Below are 21,630 nucleotides of genomic sequence, written 5' to 3'. Positions count from 1 at the left end.
TAGAGTGTCAACTCCGCTTCATCTTCGGGTCGAGCGCATCGCGAAGGCCATCGCCCACCAGATTGATGGCAAGCACGGTGATGAGAATTGCCAGCCCGGGCAGAGTGACCACCCACCACGCCCTGAGGATGAACTCGCGCGCCTCGGCCAGCATCGTGCCCCATTCGGGCGTCGGCGGCTGGGCGCCCATGCCGAGAAAGCCGAGCGCGGCGGCATCAAGGATGGCGGTGGAAAAGGACAGCGTCCCCTGGACGATCAGCGGGCCGAGGCAGTTGGGCAGGATGGTCACCACCATCAGCCGCAAGGGACTGGCGCCGACGACACGGGCCGCGGTGACGTATTCGCGCTCTTTCTCCGCCATCACCGAGGCCCGCGTCAGCCGGACGAAATGCGGTTGCAGCACGATGGCGATGGCGATCATCGCATTGACCAGGCCGGGCCCGAGGATCGCGACCAGCACCAGCGCCAGGAGCAGCGATGGGAAGGCGAGGATCACGTCCATCACCCGCATGATCAGCGTATCCACCCAGCCCCTGAAATAGCCGGCGATCAGCCCGATCACGATCCCGCCGGTAACCGAGATCGACACCACGACGACACCGACGAAAAGCGAGAAACGCGCGCCATAAATCAGCCGCGAGAGCAGGTCGCGTCCCACCGCGTCGGTGCCGAGCAGGAAGGTGGCCGTTCCGCCATCCTCCCAGAAAGGCGGCTGTAGCAGCGCGTCGCGATACTGCGCCGACGGGCTGTGCGGCGCGATCAGCGGTGCGAAAATCGCGATCAGAACGAGCAGACAGAATACCGTCAGTCCGATCACGGCGCCCTTGTTCTCGGAGAAATAGAACCAGAATTCGGCGAGCATCGCCCGCCGCGTGCCCCGGCGTCCGGGCGCACCGCCCGCGGCGGCCTCGGCATCGTCGATCCTGTTGAGTTCGTCGGTATGGACCATAATCGCCTCAGTGATGCCGGATACGCGGGTTGATGAACCCGTAGAGGAGATCGACCAGGAGATTGACGACCATCACCACGCCGGCGACCAGCAGCAGCCCGCCCTGCACCACCGGATAATCGCGCTTGAAAACCGAATCGACCATCCATTTGCCGACGCCGGGCCAGGAGAAAATCGTTTCCGTCAGGATGGCCCCGGCCAGAAGCACGCCGACCTGCAGGCCGATGACGGTCACCACCGGAATCAGGGCGTTGCGAAGGGCGTGGACCCCGACGACTCGCAGCGGCCGCAGCCCCTTGGCGCGGGCGGTGCGGACATAGTCGTCGCTCAGCACCTCGAGCATGGCGGAGCGGGTCTGTCTCGCGATCACGGCGAGTGGAATGGTGCCAAGGACGATCGTCGGCAGGATCAGATGGCTGAGCGCCGACCGGAACGCTCCGTCCTGACCGGACAGAAGGCTGTCGATCAGCATGAAGCCGGTCACTTGCGGGAAATAATAGAGCAGCGAGATGCGTCCCGAGACCGGCGTCCAGCCGAGCGTCCCGGAAAAGAAGATGATCAGCAGCAGTCCCCACCAGAAGATCGGCATGGAATATCCGACGAGCGCGGTCCCCATGATCGACTGGTCGAGCCACGTCCCCCGATTGACGGCCGCCAGAATGCCGAGTGGCAGGCCGATCGCGACGGCGAAGATGATGGCGCAGGTCGACAGTTCCAGCGTCGCGGGAAACAGCGTCAGGAACTCCCCCAGCACCGGCCGCTTGGTGACGATCGAGGTGCCGAGGTCGCCCTGCAGGATGCCGACGAGATAGTCGAAGAACTGCATGACGATCGGCTGGTCGTAGCCATAGACCTTTTGCAGCTCGGCGTAGCGTTCCGCCGACATGCCCCGCTCGCCGGCGAGCAGCATGATCGGATCACCCGGCAACAGCCTGATGAAGGCGAAGGCGACGACGGCGACGCCGACGAAGGTCGGGATCAGGAGGGCGATCCGGTACAGAAGAAAACGGAGCATGGCATCCGACTTGAGGTTCGCCGGAGGCGGGCACCGTTTCCCGGCACCGCCCGGCGGGGTCGACACGAGGACGCGAATGGACCTTGCCCACCCGAACCTGGCATCGCTTCACAAAAAGCAGGGAGGGCGGCCCGTGAACCGCCCTTCCCTGTCCTGTTACTCGCTGATGTCGACGCCGTCGAACCAGTGACCGCCGAGCGGGTCCATGACGTAGCCGGTCACGTTGGCGCGCATCGGCATATGGACGACGGAATGCGCGATCGTGCCCCAGGGCGCCTCGCGCTTGAAGACGACCTGCGCCTCCTCGTAGAGCTTGGCGCGCTCTTCCTGCTCGCCGCTCTTGGCCTTCTGGATCAGGCTCTCGAATTCCTGGTTGCACCATTGCGCCCGATTGGAGCCGCCGACGCCGTCACAGCCCAGCAGCACCGCGAGGAAGTTGTCCGGATCGCCGTTGTCGCCGGTCCAGCCAAGCAACACCGCGCCGTCGCGGTCCTCTGCCTTCGAGCGCTCGAGATACTCGCCCCACTCATAAGAGACGATCTCGGCCGTGACTCCGATCCGCTTGAGATCCTCCTGGATGAGTTCGGCCATGCGCCGCGCATTCGGATTGTACGGGCGCTGCACCGGCATCGCCCAGATCTTCATGGACAGGTTTTCGACGCCCGCATCGGCCAGGGCCTGCTTGGCCTTCTCCGGATCATAGGGATCGTCCACGATCGCGTCGTTGTAGGACCACATCGTCGGCGGGATCGGGTTCTTGGCAGCCTTGCCGGCGCCCTGGAACACGGCTTCGAGGATTGCCTCCTTGTTGATCGCCATATTGAGAGCCTTGCGGACCTCCGGCTTGTCGAACGGCGCCACCTTGGTGTTGTAGGCGAGATAGCCGACGTTCAGCCCCTCCTGCTCCATGACTTCAATGTCGGCGTTGGCCTTCAGCGCCTCGATATCGGCGGGTGCCGGATAGGGCATCACGTGACACTCGCCCGACAGGAGCTTTTGCTGGCGCACCGCCTGATCGGTGGTGATGGCGAAGACCAGATCGTCGATCGGCTGCTTGCCGTCCCAATAGTCGGCAAAGGCCTTATAGCGGATCACCTGATCAGGCTGGTAGGCGAGGAAGCTGAACGGGCCGGTGCCGACAGGCTTCTGGTTCAGATCGGCTTTGTTGTCGCCGAGCGAATCCGCATATTCCTTTGAAAGGATCGAGGCGAAGTCCATTGCCATGTTGGCCAGAAATGGCGCTTCCGGGCGATTGAGCACGAATTTCACTGTCAAGTCGTCGACCTTTTCGATCGACTTGACGAGATCCGGCATCGACATGCCGTTGAAATACTCCCAGCTCGCGCCGTCGACATATTTGTTGAACGGGTTGTCCTCCTTGAGCTGGCGCTCGAAGGAGAAGATGACGTCGTCCGCATTGAGATCGCGCGACGGCGTAAAGAAGTCGGTGGTGTGGAACTTGGCGCCGGGACGGAGCTTGAATGTGTATTCGGTCCGGTCCTCCGACACTTCCCAGCTCTCGGCGAGGCCGGGCTGGATCTCGGTCGTGCCGCGCTTGAATTCGACCAGGCGATTATAGACCGGCTTGGACGAGGCATCGAAGGTCGTGCCGGCGGTATAGAGCGCCGGGTCAAAACCCTCGGGCGATCCTTCCGAACAGTAGACGAGCGTCTTGGCCGATGCGGCGGAGCCGAGCGCGAGCGTTAAAGCGGTCGCCGCAACGAGCCGGGTGAACAGTTTCATGGATGGCATCTCCCTGATCACGAGGCGGGTCAAACCCGCCGGAAGTCGATATCGGACAGGTTTTGCCGGCGTCATGCAAGCGCATTTTTTGACCAAGCATTCAAAAAACCATCCCCTGCGCTTCGCCCCCCGACGATGCATATCGCGTCGATTTGGCCAGGATTTGCCGCTGCGCGGCATGAACAATCTGGTTTATCATTCGTGGGATGAGCAAGAAAACAGATCGCCCCAAGGTTTCGGCCGACCGCCCCGCCGAGCGTGCCTCCCCCTTGCAGCCCGTCGACGCGGACGCGAGACGGCTCGCCCGGACACTGCTGCGCTCGGCTCGCCACGGCGCCCTTGCGGTGCTGCGCCCTGGCGACGGCCATCCGGCGGCCAGCCGAGTCCTCGTGGCAACCGACTTCCTCGGCCGGCCGCTACTGCTGATGTCCGACCTCACGCTGCATGCCAAGGCCCTTGCGGTCGATCGCCGCTGCTCACTGCTGGTCGGGGCGACGGGCAAAGGCGACCCCCTCACCCATCCCCGTTTGACGGTGTTCGGGACGGCAAGCGCCATCGCGGCGACGGATCCGGAGCGTCCGGCGGTGCGGGAGCGGTTCCTCGCGCGCCATCCGAAATCCGCGCTCTACGCGGATTTCGGCGATTTCCATTTCGTCCAGCTGGAGTCGGCGTCCGCTTCGCTGAATGGCGGCTTTGGACGCGCCTTTGAACTCACGCCCGCCGAGTTCATCGACGGCCCTGCGGAGAAACTCCAAGCCACGGCCATCCGGGCGCGCGACCACATGAATGCGGATCATGGCGATGCGATCGACCGCATCGCCCTCGATGCCGGCCATGAGGGGCATGGATGGCGTATCGCGACTCTCGATCGCCTCGGCTTCGAAATTCTGCGCGGAGATGCACTGTGTCGGGTGGAGTTTCGCGCCGATGCCGTGGCAGCCGGCGGGTTCCGGAGCGCATTCATCGATCTGGCGGCCGGCAAGGCGTGACGAATCTGAGGAATGAAACCGCGTGAACCTATGCCCCGACGAACGCATCGTTCCCCCGGCGTCCCTTCGCGACCTAGACCTTGAAGCCCTCCGGGCAGGCCGCGCGGAACCTGCGATTGCTCTGCCCGCTCAGATAGATGCACTGGCCCGGATTATTGGCCGCCAGGCCGAGCACGCGATCGTCGGAGGTGACGACGGTCTCCGGAATTCGCCCGACCCGGAACGGCGCAACCTCGGCCCCTGAGAGACCGAAAACCGCGCCAAAAACCGGGGGCAAGGCGCCGCCAGTGCAACCGGACAGCACAATTGCGCCGACCAGCGCCGCAAGGAGGCAGCCGTTCTTTCGATGCCCGCGGGGCGTCTGCGAACGTTTTTCGGTCAACCTCAGATTCTCCATCCCATCATTCCGCGCCGACCGAATGCACATCTCATCGAGAAACCGCCCGTACACGGACCGTCTTCACTGCCGCGCCGGCGGCTCGGCCCTCCGCATCGGACGCGATCGGTCCGTGCCGAGGCTTTTTCTCCCGGATTTGGCCACAAAAAAAGCTGCCGAGACGACCCCGGCAGCTCTCTTACGATCAAATCGCCGTCGTGCCCGGTCAGTAACCGGCTGGGCAACGATAGATGTTACCGTCGGAATAACGGCAATAGCCCGGACGCTCCTTGGAGCGGCCGATGACGTTGCCGACCACCGCGCCGGTGCCAGCGCCGATGGCGCCGCCGATCAGCGCGCCCTTCGCATCGCCCGTCACGCCGGCTCCGATCGCCGCGCCGCCAAGACCGCCAAGCGCCGCGCCTCCGGCGGTATAGCGATCTTCCGTCGTGCAACCGGCGACCAAGATGGTAGCCGCTGCGATGGCGGCAATCGAATATTTCTTGAACATGTTCAACCTCTCACTGGACCCGTCGTCCCCACTCACAACGATAACGCATCAATTTCGTTCCGTCACCATATTGATGACTGACCAGATCCAGATTGGCACGGGTATCAAACGCCGGACAGCCCGCCCAAATTTTTTCGGCCGCTTTTAACGGGACGCCACCATCTGCGGTTCCGCGTCAAACGTGATCAGCAACTCGCCGGTCCGGCTGACGGCCCAGTCGATCGAAGCCGATTGCTCGAAGACGTCCGCGTCGACGGCCTTGCAGGCGCCGAGAACCCTGCTCTCCGTGGAGCCACTCAGGCGCATCTCAAGCGCCAAATCGCGCCGGCATTCCTCAACCGACTCATATGCCGGAACAGGAACGGGAATTTCTCTGCAGACCGAAGCATCGCCCGAGCATCCGACAAGTAACATAAAAGCCGCAACATGTTCCATCGAAACGTCTCCTTTGGCTAAACAACGGCCAATTCGGAAAGTCGTTCCAAATTCCCTGCTGGCACCTGAAAAAAAACGTCTCGGAAAAAGGCGATTCGGCGAAAAGCCCGGTGTTCCCGTCGGCTCAGCGAACCGGATCGGCGACTCAGGCCTTTACGGCAGAGGAGCGCGAGTTGACCTCGTACTGGTCCTGAGGAATCGTCAGCGTATAGCGCAAGCCGTCGGAAAAATATTCGAGCGAGGCTGCCCCGCCGACCGCGTTCGGCACGATCCGCTCCAACGTCGACGTACCAAAGCGAGCATCACGCTCCGGGCGAACGCGCGGACCGTTTCGTTCTTGCCAATCCAGGACGAGGGTTTCCTCATCCTCCCTGTCTTCAAGCCACGCGCCGATGGCGACCGTTCCGCCGGGGACGGACAATGATCCGTAGGAGGCGGCGTTGACCGCCAGTTCGTGCAGTGCGAGCCCCACATGCAACGACGCCGTCGGCGAGAGATAGACGTCGGGAGACTCGACCGCGATTTGATCCATGCCGTCGGGCGCGTAGCGTTCGACCTGCATCGTGACGAGGCTCATCAAGTCCGCGCCACGCCAATCGGCATCGGTGACGATATCCTGGGAGTAGGCGAGCGATTGAATCCGCCCTCTGAAGCGGACGAGAAACTCCGGAACGGTCACCGAGTGACGCGCCGTCTGACTCGCCAGACTCTGGATGATCGCCAAAAGGTTCTTGGAGCGATGCGACAACTCACGCAGCAGGGTCTTCAGCGTCTCTTCGCGGCGCTTTTGTTCAGTGATCTCCACCGAGGTTCCGATCACGCCGCAGACGTCACCGTCCTCGTCATGGTCCACATCGATGCGAATGTCATACCATCGTAAAGAGGCGCCGGACGCGATGGCGAGCTCGAAGCGCGCGGGCCGCTGCGTGCGGATCACCTCCCGCTTCATCACGACCGATCGCTCGGCGCCCTGCGGCGCCAAAAGATCAGCATCGACCATACCCGCTTGCGCTCCGGCGAGCCAGGATCGGCCGGCATTGCAGATCCCGACATAACGCAGATCGCAGTCCTGGGAGAACACGGACATGTCCGTGGTCTCGAGCGCCCGCAGTATTTTGTTCGACACCATCATAGGACGCTCGACCAACATGATTGCCCCGATCTCGATCTCGACCTCGACGCGACCTCAGGGGAGCCGCAAACATTCCGCAGAAAGAGGGGCACCTCACCTTCCAAGCGTTCTACCCAGACAGCAGACCGCGAGCCCATGTTCGATGCAGTCCGAACCTCGACAATCCGGCCACCCGCATCCGATGCCTCACCCACCCGCCGGCCGGTGATGCTTCTTCCCTTCCGATTTTCGCCGACCCGCTCAGCTTGCACGACAGCACATCGGTCGATCCCAAAGCATTTTTCCAGCAATGCGCGGCGACCATTGCCGACTAGCTGGCGAGCGGACATGGCGACAGCCGCTTACGCGGCCGCCTGACTATCGGTTTCGAAGAACAGCGCCTGACTGATCAACGCCTTCACCATGTCGGGATTGAACGGCTTGGTCACCAGGAAGGTGGGCTCTGGCCGCTCGCCGGTCAAAAGCCGCTCCGGGAACGCGGTAATAAAGATGACCGGAACCGAAACCTTCGCGAGAATATCGTTGACCGCATCGATTCCCGAACTGCCGTCGGCAAGCTGAATATCGGCCAGCACCATCCCGGGCCGCTGCCGCTCGAACAGCGCAATCGCCTCCTTTTGCGTCCGGGCAATACCGGTCACGGTGTGCCCGAGGCTTTCCACCATCTGCTCGATATCCATCGCGATCAGCGGTTCATCCTCGATGATCATGATATCGGTCGACACCTGCCGCCCAATGTCGGAACTGGCCTGGTCGATCAAGTCCGAGAACTTCGCCTCGTCGGCGCCGAGAATGTAGCCGGCCTCCTCGGTCGTGAACCCCTCGACCGCGACGAGGAGAAACGCCTGCCTCGGCAACGGCGAGATGGCGCGCAGATTGCGAGAGGCCTTCTCTTCCCAAGCGGAGGTCGGCGCATCGTCGCGAATGTTCACCTCGACGGACTGCCACATCGAGGAAAACAGCTTGTAGAGCGAAATTCGCGGCGCTTGGTCGTCGGGAAACAGGCTCGGATCGGCAATCAAAGCTTCCAGAACAGCCGCGACATAAGCATCACCGCTCGATTGAGAGCCGCTAAGTGCTCGTGAATAGCGCCGGAGATACGGAATATGCGGCGCTATGCGGGATGACATCGACATGAAAACTCCCCTCGTGTCGACCGAAACAAAGTCGGTGGGCGTGAAAACGCGGAATATGCAGAAAAGTTCCACGCATTGGAACTTTATGCGCTTCCAACGATTAGGCACATGGGAACTGGGTTGGAAAAGTGAAACCTCATCGTCAAATATTGTGGGCCGCAGCGCCTTAATATCTTGATGGGCGGGGGATCGAAGCTAGTTTCTCGGCAACGATTGCCGAGGGGGGTCAGTGCGAATGCGAGTTTTGCAAATGAGAGATACGCGACAGACCGTCAGCGCGCGGCTACCAACAAGGCTGCTTAACACAACGCTCCGAGACGTATGATGGGTGATCGCGAGACGAAGGAAGATATGGTGCATACGGCACATGTGAACAAATCTGCGGGTAAGGGTACCGATCCCGGCGTGCATTCGGCGATCGGCAAGCGTCTGAAGGCGTATTATGACGACGTGGCGAGCGAGCCTGTCCCGGATCGCTTCCTGTCGCTGCTGGACGCGCTCGACGAGGCGGAATCCGCCTCCAAGACATCAGGCCGCAAGTAGGTTTTGATGAGCGATCAGATGGACTTTCGCAGAGAATTGATTGCTATTATTCCCAATTTGAGAGCGTTCGCCGCCTCGCTGTCCGGTTCGTTCGATCGCGCCGACGACTTGGTGCAGGAGACGCTCGTCAAAGCTTGGGACAAACAGCATACGTTCCAGCCCGGGACCAACCTCAAGGCTTGGCTCTTCACCATCTTGCGCAACGAATTTTACACGCAGATGCGCAGAAAGGGGCGCGAGGTACAGGATGTCGACGGAATGCATGCCATGCAGCTCGCCGGCCACCCGGAGCAGCAGGGTCATGTCGATCTGCAGGATTTCCGCAAGGCGCTGGACATGCTGCCCGACGATCAGCGCGAAGCGCTGATCCTGATCGGCGCATCCGGTTTCTCCTACGAGGAAGCAGCAGACATCTGCCATTGCGCCGTCGGAACGATCAAGAGCCGCGTATCGCGCGCCCGTACCAGAATCAGTGAAATCCTCGGCATCGAGGGGGACGGCGAATACGGTCCTGACTCGATTTCCTCGCAGATCATCGGAGTTGCTCCGGCCGCCTGACAACCGTCGTTCCCAGGCGTGCAAAAGCTGCGCGTCGCATGGAACAACGCGCGGGCGAAATGGTTTCAGGTAAGAAGATCGCCTTCGGGACCGAGCGCCCCATCCACAGTTCCAGGCCCCATTGTCAATTCGCACAGAACGAGGTTCTCATGGCTTCCGACACTTCCCCGAACAAGAGCTCAACTTCCGCTCAGACGGCTGCCCCCCCCCCCGCGAAGGGCGACAATGCCGACCTGGAAGAACAGGTTGCCAAGCTGCGCGAAGACGTCGCGGGAGTGGCGGATGCGCTGAAGTCTCTGGCGACGGGCCGAGCGGATGATGCGAAGCGACAGGCTTTTGCCTTGAGGGACGATGTGCGCGAACGCGGTGAGCAATATCTGCGCCAGGCACAGGACGCCGCTTCCGATCTCGAGGAGCAACTCAGCGAAAAGGTTCGCTCCGAGCCGATCAAGAGCGTGCTTATCGCAGCGGCAGCTGGCTACCTCTATGCCCGTCTCTTCCGCCGCTGACGATGATCCTGCAACTGATCATCAAGCTGATGACCGGCGAAGCCGGGATTTATATGGCGCGGCTGAAGCGGCTGGCAGTACTTTACGCCATCATGGGACTCTTCGCGATCGCGATGCTGGCCTCACTGATCAGTGCCCTGTCCATCTTTCTGGCCAATCGGTACGGGGCGTTGGAGACGGCGCTAGGGTTCGCGGGCGTTTCGTTCCTGTTGCTCATCGCAACGGGGGTCGCCGTGGTGATCGCACGCAAACCGCCCCGCAAACGCGCCGACGACCGCCTGCAACGCGATATCGCTGCGATCGCGGGCGTCACCGCCCTGTCGAGTGCGCCACAGGTTTTCGGCTTGGTGAAAAAGCGCAAAGGCCTTTTGCTTGTGCCGGTCGCGGCGGCGGGCGCCTGGGGCATCTGGCGGGCGATCTCCTCTTACCGAACCCGCGGAGACCGATGGTACTGACGGCGTAGCGCACAGCCGAACCGTTACACAGCGGGACAGCGGAGGGTTTTCAAGGAGTATTCCGATGACGGTTCCACAGATCGAATTCAAAAAGGTTTCCCTTGTCTGATATCGAACCCGAAAACGCCAGGCAGGGTAAAAAGGGTACGCCCGTACTTCTTGTTCTCATTGGCGGGCTGGTTCTCGCCGTCATCGCCTTTCTGGGCCTTGGCGCCTATGGCTGGTTCCTGCCGGATTCCGACCTTTCCACCGACCGTCCCACGATCGAGGCTCCGGCCGTCGGCTCCGAGCCCTCGGAAACAGTCGTCGCGCCCAAAAATTCAGGCTAGTGTTGTCTTTGCGAAATCGGCCATGCCCCGGCTTTTGGCATCGGGGCGTTCAGATCGAGCCTTAGGGAGATTGCAGATGTCCGATCCTCACAACCAGACCGAGACCGATATCATCGCCGTGGACGAAGAGATTGGCGACGATGCCGATCAACCCGGCATCAGTCAGCCGGTCACCCAGGCCGAGATCGAAGACATTCTCAACAGTCCCGGAATGACGATCGAAGAGCGTCAGGGGCGCCTGGAGGAATTGGCCCGCCAGGTCGGAACGCGGGACGTCATCGACCAGGGCGGCGAATTCGACCCGCTTCAGCAACAGATCAGCGAAGCGCTGAACATGCTTGCCCAAGGCGGCCATACCTACGGCACGCTGGAGGCGGCGGGTCTCGATCCCGAGGCACGCTCCGATGCGCGTTCGCCCGACGACCTCCCTGACGACGACTGAGCCGCCGCACGCAAAGGCTATATCGGTCCGGCCAGCCAGAGTCGTGCCGACGCCTCAAAGATAGGTGGCCTCCGCCGGCACCAGGACCTTGAGGGCGCGTGGGTGGATCTCCACGACACTTTCCGCGTCCAACGTGCAGAGTTCACCATCCAGAACGGCCCGCTTCTTTCGATTCTTGCCCCAATAGTGGATGCGCACTCGTTGTGCCGTCTGGGACAGGAGGTCGGGATTTTGCCGCCAGGCGCCGGTCAAGATGTCAAACGTCAATTTGGTCACCGCGCCCACCTTGCGTTCCGTGCAGATGTAGACGCCCAATTCACCTCCCCGCGGATCATCGGCATACGGGATATGCCCAACTCCGTAGAGATTGTTCGACACTGCGACGGCAGGCGACTTGATACGCTTGAGGACGCCGTCGATCTCGAGCTCGAGTTCGATCGCAGGAACCCGCCGTAGCGCCAGGAAGACTGCGCGTGCGGTCGCGACGATTTTACCGAGCCGGGAGCCATACTGGATCTTGGAGCGCATCCGGACCATCCGGGCATGCAACCCGACGGCAAACTGATGCACGAATATCCGGTCATTGACGCTGCCGATGTCAACATTCACCACCACGCCCCCTGCCAGCGCGGCTACGGCCGCGGGCAAATCGAGCGGAATCTGGAGTGTCCGGGCAAACAAGTTCATCGTGCCGGCTGGCAAAATGCCGAGCGCGATGTCGCCGTGGGCAAGTGCGGCGGCCGCGGCCGATACCGTCCCGTCGCCGCCGCCCACCATGAGCACGTCGAGATCGTCACGCAGAGCCGCCGACTTGATCGCGGCAACGATCTCGTCCCCCGCGCAACTCTCCACGGTCAATTCATGCCCGTGGATCGCAAACTCGTCATTCATGAGCGCGACGAGTTCGTCGCGGTCCGTCGTCTTCAGCGTTCCGCCGTCTCGATTGAGGAGGGCGAGGATCTTCATGGGGTCGTATCCGGCGTTTGAAGTGACCCGCGGGGTCTGCGGCCACCCGGGCTAAATTAGGCGGCGAATTCATAAGCAAATGGGGCGGGTGAAAAGAAATGCCTCCGGATTCGCCCCGGATAGGCCAGGAAGCTCTCCACCCCGACAACGATGGGAAAAACAGTTGTTAAGCGGAACCATTGCGCGGGTGGTCCGTTTCATCGCCATCGTCGAACCCGGCCGCTGCTAGCGTGCCCAGATGTGGGAGCATCTCATGATCGAATGGATCGTCATATTACTGATCGTTGCGGCGGTCGCCAGCCTGTTGGGATTTCGCGGCGTCGCTGGCGCATCGGCCGGCATCGCCAAGATTCTGATCTTCGTCGTCCTCATCGGCCTGTTGTTGATGCTGCTCTTCGGAGTTCTGGTGTTCGCATGACGCAAACCGCTGCGGGGCAGAGCCTCGCGGCAAGCCTCATCACGAAGTTCGTGAATAAACCGTGACCAAATGGGAACCGATCGCTTTCCCGCAAATTAACCCACTGAATGCCACGCGGCACCTGCTTTCCACAACACACACCGCGTGGCTAAGTCTATCGGTAACAATAGACCAAGGAGGTCTTATCATGATCCGCAAACTTCTCGCTACCACCGCGCTTGCCACTGTGATCGCCACTGGCGCCTATGCGCAGGACGCCGCGACCCCGGAGCAGACCAAGGCTCCCGAGGCAGCTGCCACCGCCGACACGTCCGCTACGACGGCCGCGCCTGCCGCTGACGCAAGCGCACAGACGGAACAGACCGCCAGCGCAGGCGGCTACCTGCAGAACCTGTCGGCGGACCAGTACCTGGCGTCCGAGCTCAGCGGTGCCTCGATCTATGCCAGCGAAGCCGAGGACGCCGAGACCGTCGGTGAGATCCAGAACTTCCTCATCGGAAACGATGGTTCCGTCGTCGCAGCGATCGTCGATGCGAATGTCGGCACGGAATCCAAGACCCTTGCCATCCCGTTCGACCAGATCACCTGGACCATGGACAAGGACAATGAGCCGCGCGCGGTTCTCAACCTGAGCGCCGACCAGCTCGCCCAAGCCCCAGCGTTTACCAAGCCGGACGAGCAGCAGGCGGCGGCTTCGACCGAAGGTGCCGTTGTGGCGCCTGCTGGCGAGGCATCCACCGAGACGGCCGCCGCAACCGGCGACGCGCCCAAGGCTGAAACCCAGACCGAGGCCAAGATCGCGGCAGAGACCACTCAGCCCGATGCCAACGCCGCAGCGACCCAGACGGCATCGTCGTCGACAACTGGCGAATTCGTGGCGAGCGTTGGTGCCGATCAGTATCTCTCGGAAAAGATCGTCGGAGCCGAGGTCTATTCGGGTCCGGGTGAGGACGCAGAGAAAATCGGCGAGATCAACGACTTGGTCCTGGCGTCGTCAGGCAAGATCGAGGCCGGTATCATCGGTGTGGGCGGGTTCCTCGGAATCGACGAGAAGGACGTCGCGGTGCCGTTCGATCAGTTCCAGTTGGCCCGGGAAGCCGACGACAAGGACGACGTCCGCGTGACGCTCGCCGCCTCGAAGGAGCAGTTGGAGAAGGCACCGTCCTTCGAAGACGAGCGTCCAGAGCAGATGGCTGCCACGGAAACCGGCGCGGTTGATGCGACGGCGGAAACCGAGCAGGCGGCAAACGTCGAGGCCTCCACGGAGAAGTCGGCGGAGTACACGGAGAAGCTCGCTGCGGATGCCAAGGCGAACACCAACGAGGCTGCCGACAAGGCCGCGCTGGAGACCAAGCAGGCCGCAGCGGACGTCGAGACCAAGACGGACAACGCAGCTCTGGAGACCCAGCAGGCCGCTGACGCGGCAGCCGCAGGTGCCGCGGGCGTTGTCGCCGGCACGGCCGACGCCACGACCACCGCTTCGACTGGTGGCACCGACCAGCCGCAGCAGATGAGCCCGGTCACCGACAAGTCACTGCTGACGGCCGACAACCTGATGGGCACGAAGGTCTACGGCCCGAACGATGAGAAGGTCGGCGAGATCGGCGACATCGCGCTCAGCGAAGAGGGCAAGGTCGACGCGATCATCATCGACGTCGGCGGGTTCCTCGGCATCGGCGAGAAGGAAGTTGCGGTCGCCATGGATAACCTGGAGTTCATGCAGGACGCCAATGGCTCGCTCTACCTCTACACGCAGTTCTCCGAGGATCAGCTGAAGAGCCAGCCGGAGTATAACGCCGACACCTATGCCGAGAGCCGCGACACCATGCGCCTCCAGAGCGGCGAAGTGCCGGCCCAGTCGACCAACACCGCTCCGGCCCCGGCCGAAGAGCAGCCTGCGACGAAGACCAACTGATCTTCGACGGATCAGCAACCAGCCGAAAGGGGCTCGCCGCAAGGCGGGCCCTTTTTTCGTTGCCGGCCCGTGATTGTACGCCCGATGCCTGCTTGTGAAGCCGAAACGACCCGAATTACACTTCGTAACCCATCCTTGCGGGTGTCGTCGTCCAAACTCCGCTATAATCGCATCCAGGGTCCGACGATCGCGCCGCCCTTCTAGATGACACGGTAGCCAATGGCATTCCTGAAACAGCTGATCGTAACGCTCGTGGTGCTGCTGGGGGCGGGGGCAGCCTATTTGAAGGTCGATCCGGCGGCGGGCCGGTGGATCCTGGAATCCGACATCGCCCTCCCCCCGGCGATCCGATCCGCCATCGTCTGGCTCGCGCCAGAGGCTGCAAATCCCGCGATGGAAGCAAGCGCCGAGCGTCCAGGCGGAGGGCGCGCAGGCGCCGGCCGCGGCAACAATGCAACTCCCGTGGTCGCGGGCGCGGTTACGACCGGGGTGACCCGCACACGGATGCGGGCGATCGGCACCGGCGATGCCGCGCGTTCGATCGTGGTCTATCCGGACAATACCACCGGCATCGTGGCGGAGATCGGTATCGGTTCCGGCCAGAAGGTCGAGGAAGGCGACGTTCTCGTGCGCCTTGAGAGGGCGAGCGAAGAAATTGCAGTGGAGCGTGCCCGGATCGCCCTCGACGCGGCGGAAGACAAGGTCACCCGCTTCGAACGGCTGCGGAAATCGAACACCCTCAGCGCCGTCGAGGTCGATACCATCATCCGCGAGCGCGAGACCGCCAGGCTGGATCTGCGAACCGCCGAAATAGCACTGGGCAAACGCGACATTCGCGCTCCGATTGGAGGCCGCGTCGGCATCGTCTCGGTCGACAAGGGAGATCTCGTCGGCAGTCAGACGGTCATTGCCACCGTCGACGACCGCGAGCAATTGAAGGTCATCTTCTATACGCCGGAAAGCTTCGTGAAGAAACTGACAGTCGGCGCGCCGGTCCAGGCTGTCTCAACCGCCCGTCCGGACAAGACCTATCAAGGCCACATCAGCGCGATCGACAGCCGTCTGGATGAAAGCAGCCGCACCTTGCGCACCGAAGCGATGGTCGACAATGCCGACGACGCGCTGCGTCCGGGCATGTCGTTCACCGTGACCTTGTCGCTGGAGGGGGAAACCTTCCTCTCCCTTGATCCGATCGCTGTGGTTTGGGAGCGCACCGGACCGATCGTCTGGAAAATCGTCGATGGCAAAGCGCGCAAAGCGGCGGTTCAGATCGTCGAGCGCAACAGCGACAGGGTTCTGGTCACATCCGACGCTCTCAAGACGGACGATCTCGTCGTGGTCGAAGGGCTGCAGTCCGTCCGCTCGGACGGTGCCGTGGCGATCCAGACAACCGTCAGGCCGAAGCCAAGCGGAGCGCCGGCCTCGCCCCCGTCGGCGCCACCGGCTCCGTCGGCCGACAATGCGCCAGCAACGACCGGACGCCGGAGTTTCCTCGCGCCTGAGGCCGTCGGGAGCGCCGCGGCAGCCGCCTTGCCGGTGGCCCCCACTCTTCCCGCGACCAGCGCCGAGGACCCGGCCCGATGAGCCTTCCGTCCAAGCCCGACGGCTTGACCGCGCTCGCCGGCCTCTTCGTTCGCCGGCCGGTTCTGACCATCGTGCTCAACCTTTTGATCGTCGTCGCCGGACTCGCAGCTTTCAATGCGGTCGAAGTGCGCGAACTGCCCAATGTCGACCGCCCGGTGATCAGCGTCAGCATCGACTTCGACGGTGCCTCCCCGGAAACGGTCGACCGGCAGATCACCAGCGAAATCGAGAGCGCCGTCGCCCGCGTGTCCGGTATCGCCTCGATCTCCTCGCGCTCGCGCTTCGGTGACAGCCGGGTGACCATCGAATTCACCGAATCGACCGATCTCAACGTCGCGGCCAGTGACGTGCGCGACGCGGTCGGCCGTGTCGCAAACGCCCTGCCGGATGGCGCCGGGGAACCGCGGATCGTCAAGGCCGACGCGGATGCCGAAGCGATCATGCGGCTTGCGGTGACGGCTCCCGCCATGGCAATCGAGGATCTGTCGACACTGGTCGAGGACCGCATCGCCGATCAGCTGGCGGCCGTCGAGGGCGTTGCCGATTTGCAGATCTACGGCGAGCGCGAGAAGCTGATCTATGTCGACATCGATCCCGACAGATTGGCGACAAGGGGGCTGACGCTTGGCGACGTCGCCGACGCGCTGCGAAACGCCGCGCTTGACGTGCCGGCCGGATCGTTGGCCTCCCCGACCCAGAATCTCATAGTGCGCGCCGACGCCAACGTGACATCGCCGGAGGCGTTCGAGGCCATCTTCCTCGACGCCCGCACGCGGCTCGCCGATGTTGCCAGCGTACGTTTCGGACCGGACGACGCGGCCTCCCAGCTCCGGGTGAGCGGCCAGGCCGGCGTCGGGCTCGGTGTCGTGCGCCAGGCCGGATCGAGCACGCTCGATATCTCCTCCGGAATCCACGCCGAAGTCGCCAATCTCAATCGTACGCTTCCCGATGGCGTCACGATTCGCGTGACCAGCGACGACGCGACCTTCATCAACGGGGCGATCCACGAGGTGGCTGTCGCGCTGGGGTTGGCCGTAGCCATCGTCGTCTTGGTGATTTTCCTGTTTCTCCTGAATGTCCGCGCGACCGTCATTCCGGCGGTGACGATCCCAATCGCCTTGATCGGCGTGATCGCCTTCATCCATCTCGTCGGCTTTTCGATCAACATCCTGACGCTCCTGGCGCTGGTACTGGCGACGGGCATGGTCGTCGACGACGCGATCATCGTCTTGGAGAACATCGTGCGGCGCCGCGACATGGGTGCCCGGCCCCACGCCGCGGCGGTCATCGGCACCCGCGAGGTGTTCTTCGCCGTGATCTCGACGACGGCGACGCTGGCCGCCGTTTTCGTGCCGATCTCGTTCCTGCCGGGGACGGCCGGCGGCCTGTTTCGCGAGTTCGGCTTCGTCCTCGCCATCGCGGTGGTCATCTCGTCCTTCATCGCCCTGACGCTCTGCCCAATGCTCGCGGCGCATTTCCTCAAGGCCCGCGAGGACGAGCGGAGACCGGGTTGGTTCCAGCGGACGATGCGGTGGCTCGGCACACGTCTCGCCGGACTCTACGCCGTCACCCTGCGCGCCTGCCTCGCGCTTCCTCTCCTCGTCGTCGTCGTCGCCGGCCTGTTCTCCTTCGCGGCCTACCTCACCTTTCTCCAGATGCCCCAGGAACTGACGCCGAGCGAGGATCGCGCCCTTGTCCTGATGAGCGTCAGCGCGCCGCAAGGAGCCAGCCTCGACTACACCAATTCCCAGCTGCGCCGGATCGAGGACATCGTTCTTCCCTATGTGGAAGCCGGCGAAGCCCGGAATGTCTTCGCCATCTCGGGACGCGGCTCAGCGAACTCCGCATTCCTGGTCGTCACCTTGGCCGACTGGGCGGAACGCGAACGCTCGCAGCAGGCGATCGTCGCCGAGATCAATGGCAAGCTGCGCCAGGTGGCGGGCGTGCGCGCCTTTGCGATCCAGCCGAATTCGCTTGGCATCCGCGGCGGCGGCCGCGGCCTGCAATTCGCCATCGCCGGGCAGAATTACGAAGAGCTGGCAACGAGCGCCGACAGGCTGAAGGAGGCCATGCAGGCCGACGGTCGCTGGGGCAGCATACGGCTCTCCGAAGACGCTACCCAGCCGCAGCTCTCGGTGCTGATCGACCGAGCCCGAGCCTCCGATCTCGGCATCGACATCGACGGCCTCGCCACGGCCATGCAGGCGCTCCTCGACGGCCGCGAAATCGGCCGGACCTACATCGAGGACAAACAGGTGTCGATCAAGCTGATTTCGACCAGCCAACCGGTCAACGACCCGGGCGATCTCGCCAACATCTTCCTGAAGGCTCAGGATGGCCGCATCGTGCCGATGTCGACGGTGGCCAGCGTCGAGGAAAAGCCGATCGCGCCGGCGCTCACCCGCGAGGCTCGCTCGCGCGCCGTCTCGCTCGCCGCACAATTGCCGGACGGCATGGCGATCCAGGACGGCTGGGTCTCGCTGCAGGCTTTCGCCGCCGATATTCTGCCGGCCGACCAGCGGCTGATTCCGCTGGCCGAAGCCGCGGCGCTCGGAGAGGCCAACAGCGGGCTTGCGATGGTGTTCGGCTTTGCCATCGTCATTATCCTCCTGGTCCTCGCCGCCCAGTTCGAGAGCTTCGTTTCGGCCTTCATCATCCTCGCGACGGTGCCGCTCGGTGTCGCCTGCGCGATCTTCGCGCTGAATTTCTTCGGGACCAGCCTTAATCTTTACAGCCAGATCGGCCTCGTCCTGCTGGTCGGCATCATGGCCAAGAACGGCATCCTCATCGTCGAATTCGCCAATCAGTTACGAGAGGAAGGGATGGGATTGCGTGAGGCGGCGGAGCAGGCCGCGTTGATCCGGCTGCGTCCGGTGATCATGACCATGATCGCCACCGTTGTCGGCGGCGTGCCGCTGCTGCTGGCCTCCGGTGCCGGCGCCGAGGCGCGCGCGGCGCTCGGAACGGTGATCGTCGGAGGCCTCGGCCTCGCAACCTTCTCGACGCTCTACGTCACGCCCGTCGCCTATCTGATCCTCGGCCGCTTCTCGACGCCGAACGCCGAGAAAGCGGCGCGTCTGCAACGCGATATCGCGGCAGCGGAGGCTCGCGGAGCGCCGGCGGAGTGAGGAACGAACGGGCGACCACCCGCAACGAAGCTCACTTGGAGCGTTGACCTTGATGGTGGAGGATCAAATCACGTCCGGGCGACCGCGGCCGCGAATTTCGGGTCAGCAGAGGTTTTAAACGACGCGGCTTCGACAGCTCCGGGCTTGCCGATGAGATAGCCTTGGGCGGCATCGCAACCCAAGGATTCCAGCAAGCGTAGTTGTTCGACCGTTTCGACGCCCTCTCCCAATGTCGCGATCCCGATATCCCGGCCGAGTTGCGTCACCGCCCGAAGAACCGCCATGGAATTTTTGTCCGTCGCCGCGGTCGCCACGAAACTTCGATCGATCTTGATCCGGTCGAGCGGCAAGTCACGCAGATGCGCGAGCGACGAAAAGCCGGTACCGAAGTCGTCCATCGCCACCGTGATACCCAGTGCCCGAAACGCCTCCAACGTCTGGGCGACACGCGCGCCCTGAGCGACGATCGCCGTTTCCGTCAGCTCGATCTCAAGACGATGAGCGGGCACGCCGCTGGTAGCCAGAGCCTGCGTGACATGGGAGAACAGCAGTGGCGAACGAAACTGCACTGGGGAAACGTTGATCGCGACATACTTGTCGTTGTCCCATTTCGCAGCCTCCCGGCAGGCTTCCGCGAGCACCCAACCGCCGATCGCCACAATACATCCGATCTCCTCCGCCAGTGGGATGAAATCAGCGGGCGGCACAAGACCGCGTGTGGGATGATGCCATCGAATCAGCGCTTCGTACCCAATCGTCTGCCCGCTCGCGAGAGCGCGGATCGGCTGATAGACCAGACGGAACTCCTGGTTTTCCAATGCGGATTTCAGATCGGTTTCAAGTTGATGGCGAGCCGCGACCTTCTCGAGCATGCCCTCTTCGTAGAAAAACACGCGGTCGCGGCCGGTACGCTTGGCCTCGTTAAGCGCGATGTCGGCCTGTTGCATGAGGCCTTCAGCGGTTACAGCCAGCTCGGCGCGACAGATGCCGATATTGCAACCCGTGATAATGACATGGCCCAGAATCTCGAACGGATCACTGATCGCAAGAAGGATCTCGTGGGCGATGCTGACGGCATCCTCATCAGTGCCTGAAAGGATAATTGCCAGTTCGTCTGCCCCTATGCGGGCGACAAAACCGTCGGCACCAACGATCTGCTTGAGGCGAGCGGCCACCTCTACAAGAAGGATATCGCCAATAGCATGGCCATACGTATCGTTTACGGCCTTGAACTGAGCGAGGTCGACGAGCAGATACCCGAAATGCTCACCCGACAGGAAGCCGGCGTCGATCCGCTCCCGCAGCGCCCGACGGTTGGCCAATCCCGTCAGCGGATCGTGAGATGCCATCCGTTGCAACTGCTCATTCGACACCGCGCGCGTGCGATCGTCGATGAGATAGCTGGATATGCCCGTGCCGAGAATGATCATGGCACCGATCAGGATCGACAATGCCATGGCAGCGAAGACCCCGCTGTCCACGCCAGCGCCGGCTCCCGCTATCGGTGACACTTGGAATGCAGCCATGCCGGTAAAGTGGAGGAGGACGATCGCGGCCCCCAGCAATGCCGTCGTGATGCGCCGCTTCACGCCGCATGCCCAGCGGTGCGAGGCAGCGATAGACGCTATGGACAGGCCGACCGCCAGCGCGATCGAACCCGCGACATAGGCCTGATTCCACGACACCAGGCCTTCAACGCGATACGCCAGCATGCCGACATAGTGCATCGCGGCAATGGCGAGGCCGATGACACCGCCGCCGATAATCGTTCCCGACCGATTTTTCCATTTCGCGCAAATTGCAAAGCCGATTCCGGAGCCGACGACGGCGATCAGGATCGATACCAGCGTGAGCACGGGATCGAAGGATACCGGCGCGGAAGGACGATAACCCAGCATGGCGATGAAATGGGTTGCCCAAATCGCGGAACCGGCACTGACGGCCGTGAGGAAGTTCCACCCTTGCCGGCGCAGGCCCTCATTCTGCAGGGCGCGCCGAAACAAGCTGATCGTCACCGCGGCGCCGACGACGCACATCAATGCCGCAAGCAGCACAAACGGAATATTGTGTTCGCTGATCAGATGGAAAACGATGCGCATCACGGTGCCGATCTTGTTGAACCTTCCGGCATAACCTCCGAAAATTAAAGAACTGTCCTCTTACTATGAGGAATTTTCTCGGCGTGACGGAGCAGGGGACGGCGTAAATTTCAATGAACGCGATCGTCTCGGATGCTGGATGATTTTCAGGTCAGGTCTGGCCGTTCAGCCGCACCATTTGTTGCCGCTGTTCGGCCATCGCTGCGCCAGACCTTCTGCCATCAGCACCTCGCCCGCATCGCGGCCGTTGGCGAGGGTCACTGACACCAGCCGCCGGCCGTAGCGATCCAGGGGGATGTCCCGAAGGTTGTTGAACTTCGTTGAGCGGCGATGCCGGGTTGAAGGTTACGCGGCCCTCGAAGCAGGGGCAACGAACTTTTCAGCAAGGCGCTGCTGAT

Annotated in this window: 21 protein-coding genes; 11 read left to right on the top strand and 10 right to left on the bottom strand. The window is 62.7% G+C overall.

Features of this window, described 5'->3' with window-relative positions; genetic code table 11:
* Window positions 1-7 precede the first annotated feature (7 nt).
* The 3 genes from VQ044_RS17845 to VQ044_RS17835 all read right to left on the bottom strand — a co-directional run bounded on the left by VQ044_RS17845 (window position 8) and on the right by VQ044_RS17835 (window position 3,707).
* The gene (locus tag VQ044_RS17845) at window positions 8-862 is read right to left on the bottom strand and encodes an ABC transporter permease subunit (RefSeq protein WP_327648007.1); all 855 of its coding nucleotides are present in this window, start codon (window positions 860-862) and stop codon (window positions 8-10) included.
* Between the two features lie 94 nt (window positions 863-956).
* The gene (locus VQ044_RS17840; protein ID WP_327623851.1) at window positions 957-1,964 is read right to left on the bottom strand and encodes an ABC transporter permease subunit; all 1,008 of its coding nucleotides are present in this window, start codon (window positions 1,962-1,964) and stop codon (window positions 957-959) included.
* 156 nt (window positions 1,965-2,120) lie between these two features.
* Complete coding sequence (locus VQ044_RS17835) at window positions 2,121-3,707, bottom strand: ABC transporter substrate-binding protein (protein ID WP_327647989.1); 1,587 nt, start codon at window positions 3,705-3,707, stop codon at window positions 2,121-2,123.
* A 206-nt stretch (window positions 3,708-3,913) separates the two neighbouring features.
* On the opposite strand from VQ044_RS17835, the gene VQ044_RS17830 reads away from it, so the two are divergent.
* Complete coding sequence (locus VQ044_RS17830) at window positions 3,914-4,696, top strand: HugZ family pyridoxamine 5'-phosphate oxidase (RefSeq protein WP_327647988.1); 783 nt, start codon at window positions 3,914-3,916, stop codon at window positions 4,694-4,696.
* 73 nt (window positions 4,697-4,769) lie between these two features.
* Here the strand turns inward: VQ044_RS17830 and VQ044_RS17825 are convergent, their stop codons facing one another.
* The 5 genes from VQ044_RS17825 to VQ044_RS17805 all read right to left on the bottom strand — a co-directional run bounded on the left by VQ044_RS17825 (window position 4,770) and on the right by VQ044_RS17805 (window position 8,286).
* Window positions 4,770-5,078 (bottom strand): hypothetical protein, encoded by a 309-nt coding sequence (locus VQ044_RS17825; RefSeq protein ID WP_327647987.1) that lies wholly within the window; start codon window positions 5,076-5,078, stop codon window positions 4,770-4,772.
* A gap of 220 nt (window positions 5,079-5,298) precedes the next feature.
* Window positions 5,299-5,583, bottom strand: coding sequence for a glycine zipper domain-containing protein (locus VQ044_RS17820; protein ID WP_327623856.1), 285 nt, complete (start codon window positions 5,581-5,583; stop codon window positions 5,299-5,301).
* A 144-nt stretch (window positions 5,584-5,727) separates the two neighbouring features.
* Entirely contained in the window at window positions 5,728-6,018 is a 291-nt protein-coding gene (locus tag VQ044_RS17815; RefSeq protein ID WP_327623857.1) for a hypothetical protein, read from the bottom strand.
* Between the two features lie 145 nt (window positions 6,019-6,163).
* On the bottom strand, window positions 6,164-7,105 hold the full coding sequence (locus tag VQ044_RS17810; protein ID WP_327647986.1) for an HWE histidine kinase domain-containing protein: 942 nt from the start codon (window positions 7,103-7,105) through the stop codon (window positions 6,164-6,166).
* Between the two features lie 386 nt (window positions 7,106-7,491).
* Window positions 7,492-8,286, bottom strand: a complete 795-nt coding sequence (locus VQ044_RS17805; RefSeq protein ID WP_327623859.1) for a response regulator — start codon at window positions 8,284-8,286, stop codon at window positions 7,492-7,494.
* A gap of 351 nt (window positions 8,287-8,637) precedes the next feature.
* Between VQ044_RS17805 and VQ044_RS17800 the strand changes: the two genes are divergently transcribed.
* From VQ044_RS17800 to VQ044_RS17775, 6 genes are all read left to right on the top strand, one after another.
* A complete protein-coding gene (locus VQ044_RS17800; RefSeq protein ID WP_331827734.1) occupies window positions 8,638-8,829 on the top strand; it encodes a NepR family anti-sigma factor in 192 nt (63 codons plus the stop codon).
* Window positions 8,830-8,835: 6 nt separating this feature from the next.
* A complete protein-coding gene (locus VQ044_RS17795; RefSeq protein ID WP_327623861.1) occupies window positions 8,836-9,387 on the top strand; it encodes a sigma-70 family RNA polymerase sigma factor in 552 nt (183 codons plus the stop codon).
* A gap of 38 nt (window positions 9,388-9,425) precedes the next feature.
* The gene (locus tag VQ044_RS17790; RefSeq protein ID WP_327647985.1) at window positions 9,426-9,896 is read left to right on the top strand and encodes a DUF883 family protein; all 471 of its coding nucleotides are present in this window, start codon (window positions 9,426-9,428) and stop codon (window positions 9,894-9,896) included.
* A gap of 2 nt (window positions 9,897-9,898) precedes the next feature.
* Window positions 9,899-10,351, top strand: a complete 453-nt coding sequence (locus VQ044_RS17785; RefSeq protein ID WP_327623863.1) for a hypothetical protein — start codon at window positions 9,899-9,901, stop codon at window positions 10,349-10,351.
* 101 nt (window positions 10,352-10,452) lie between these two features.
* Window positions 10,453-10,680 (top strand): hypothetical protein, encoded by a 228-nt coding sequence (locus tag VQ044_RS17780; RefSeq protein ID WP_327647984.1) that lies wholly within the window; start codon window positions 10,453-10,455, stop codon window positions 10,678-10,680.
* Between the two features lie 76 nt (window positions 10,681-10,756).
* Entirely contained in the window at window positions 10,757-11,122 is a 366-nt protein-coding gene (locus VQ044_RS17775) for a hypothetical protein (RefSeq protein WP_327647983.1), read from the top strand.
* A gap of 54 nt (window positions 11,123-11,176) precedes the next feature.
* On the opposite strand, the gene VQ044_RS17770 is transcribed toward VQ044_RS17775, so the two are convergent.
* Window positions 11,177-12,088, bottom strand: coding sequence for a diacylglycerol/lipid kinase family protein (locus VQ044_RS17770; protein ID WP_327647982.1), 912 nt, complete (start codon window positions 12,086-12,088; stop codon window positions 11,177-11,179).
* Window positions 12,089-12,341: 253 nt separating this feature from the next.
* On the opposite strand from VQ044_RS17770, the gene VQ044_RS17765 reads away from it, so the two are divergent.
* From VQ044_RS17765 to VQ044_RS17750, 4 genes are all read left to right on the top strand, one after another.
* Entirely contained in the window at window positions 12,342-12,506 is a 165-nt protein-coding gene (locus tag VQ044_RS17765) for a DUF1328 domain-containing protein (protein ID WP_327647981.1), read from the top strand.
* Between the two features lie 187 nt (window positions 12,507-12,693).
* Entirely contained in the window at window positions 12,694-14,421 is a 1,728-nt protein-coding gene (locus VQ044_RS17760) for a PRC-barrel domain-containing protein (protein ID WP_327647980.1), read from the top strand.
* A gap of 219 nt (window positions 14,422-14,640) precedes the next feature.
* Window positions 14,641-16,005 carry an efflux RND transporter periplasmic adaptor subunit gene (locus tag VQ044_RS17755; RefSeq protein ID WP_327647979.1) on the top strand — a complete coding sequence of 455 codons (1,365 nt, stop codon included), beginning with the start codon at window positions 14,641-14,643 and terminating at the stop codon, window positions 16,003-16,005.
* Complete coding sequence (locus VQ044_RS17750; protein ID WP_327647978.1) at window positions 16,002-19,133, top strand: efflux RND transporter permease subunit; 3,132 nt, start codon at window positions 16,002-16,004, stop codon at window positions 19,131-19,133. Before VQ044_RS17755 ends, VQ044_RS17750 begins: the two co-directional genes overlap by 4 nt.
* A gap of 68 nt (window positions 19,134-19,201) precedes the next feature.
* Here VQ044_RS17750 and VQ044_RS17745 read toward each other — a convergent pair whose 3' ends face one another.
* Window positions 19,202-21,232 carry a putative bifunctional diguanylate cyclase/phosphodiesterase gene (locus tag VQ044_RS17745; RefSeq protein ID WP_327647977.1) on the bottom strand — a complete coding sequence of 677 codons (2,031 nt, stop codon included), beginning with the start codon at window positions 21,230-21,232 and terminating at the stop codon, window positions 19,202-19,204.
* Window positions 21,233-21,630: the final 398 nt, after the last annotated feature.

Origin of the sequence: Aurantimonas sp. C2-5-R2 (assembly GCF_036549495.1) — a bacterium.
GTDB lineage: Bacteria > Pseudomonadota > Alphaproteobacteria > Rhizobiales > Rhizobiaceae > Aurantimonas > Aurantimonas coralicida_A.
This window is presented reverse-complemented; position numbering and strand designations above follow the sequence as displayed.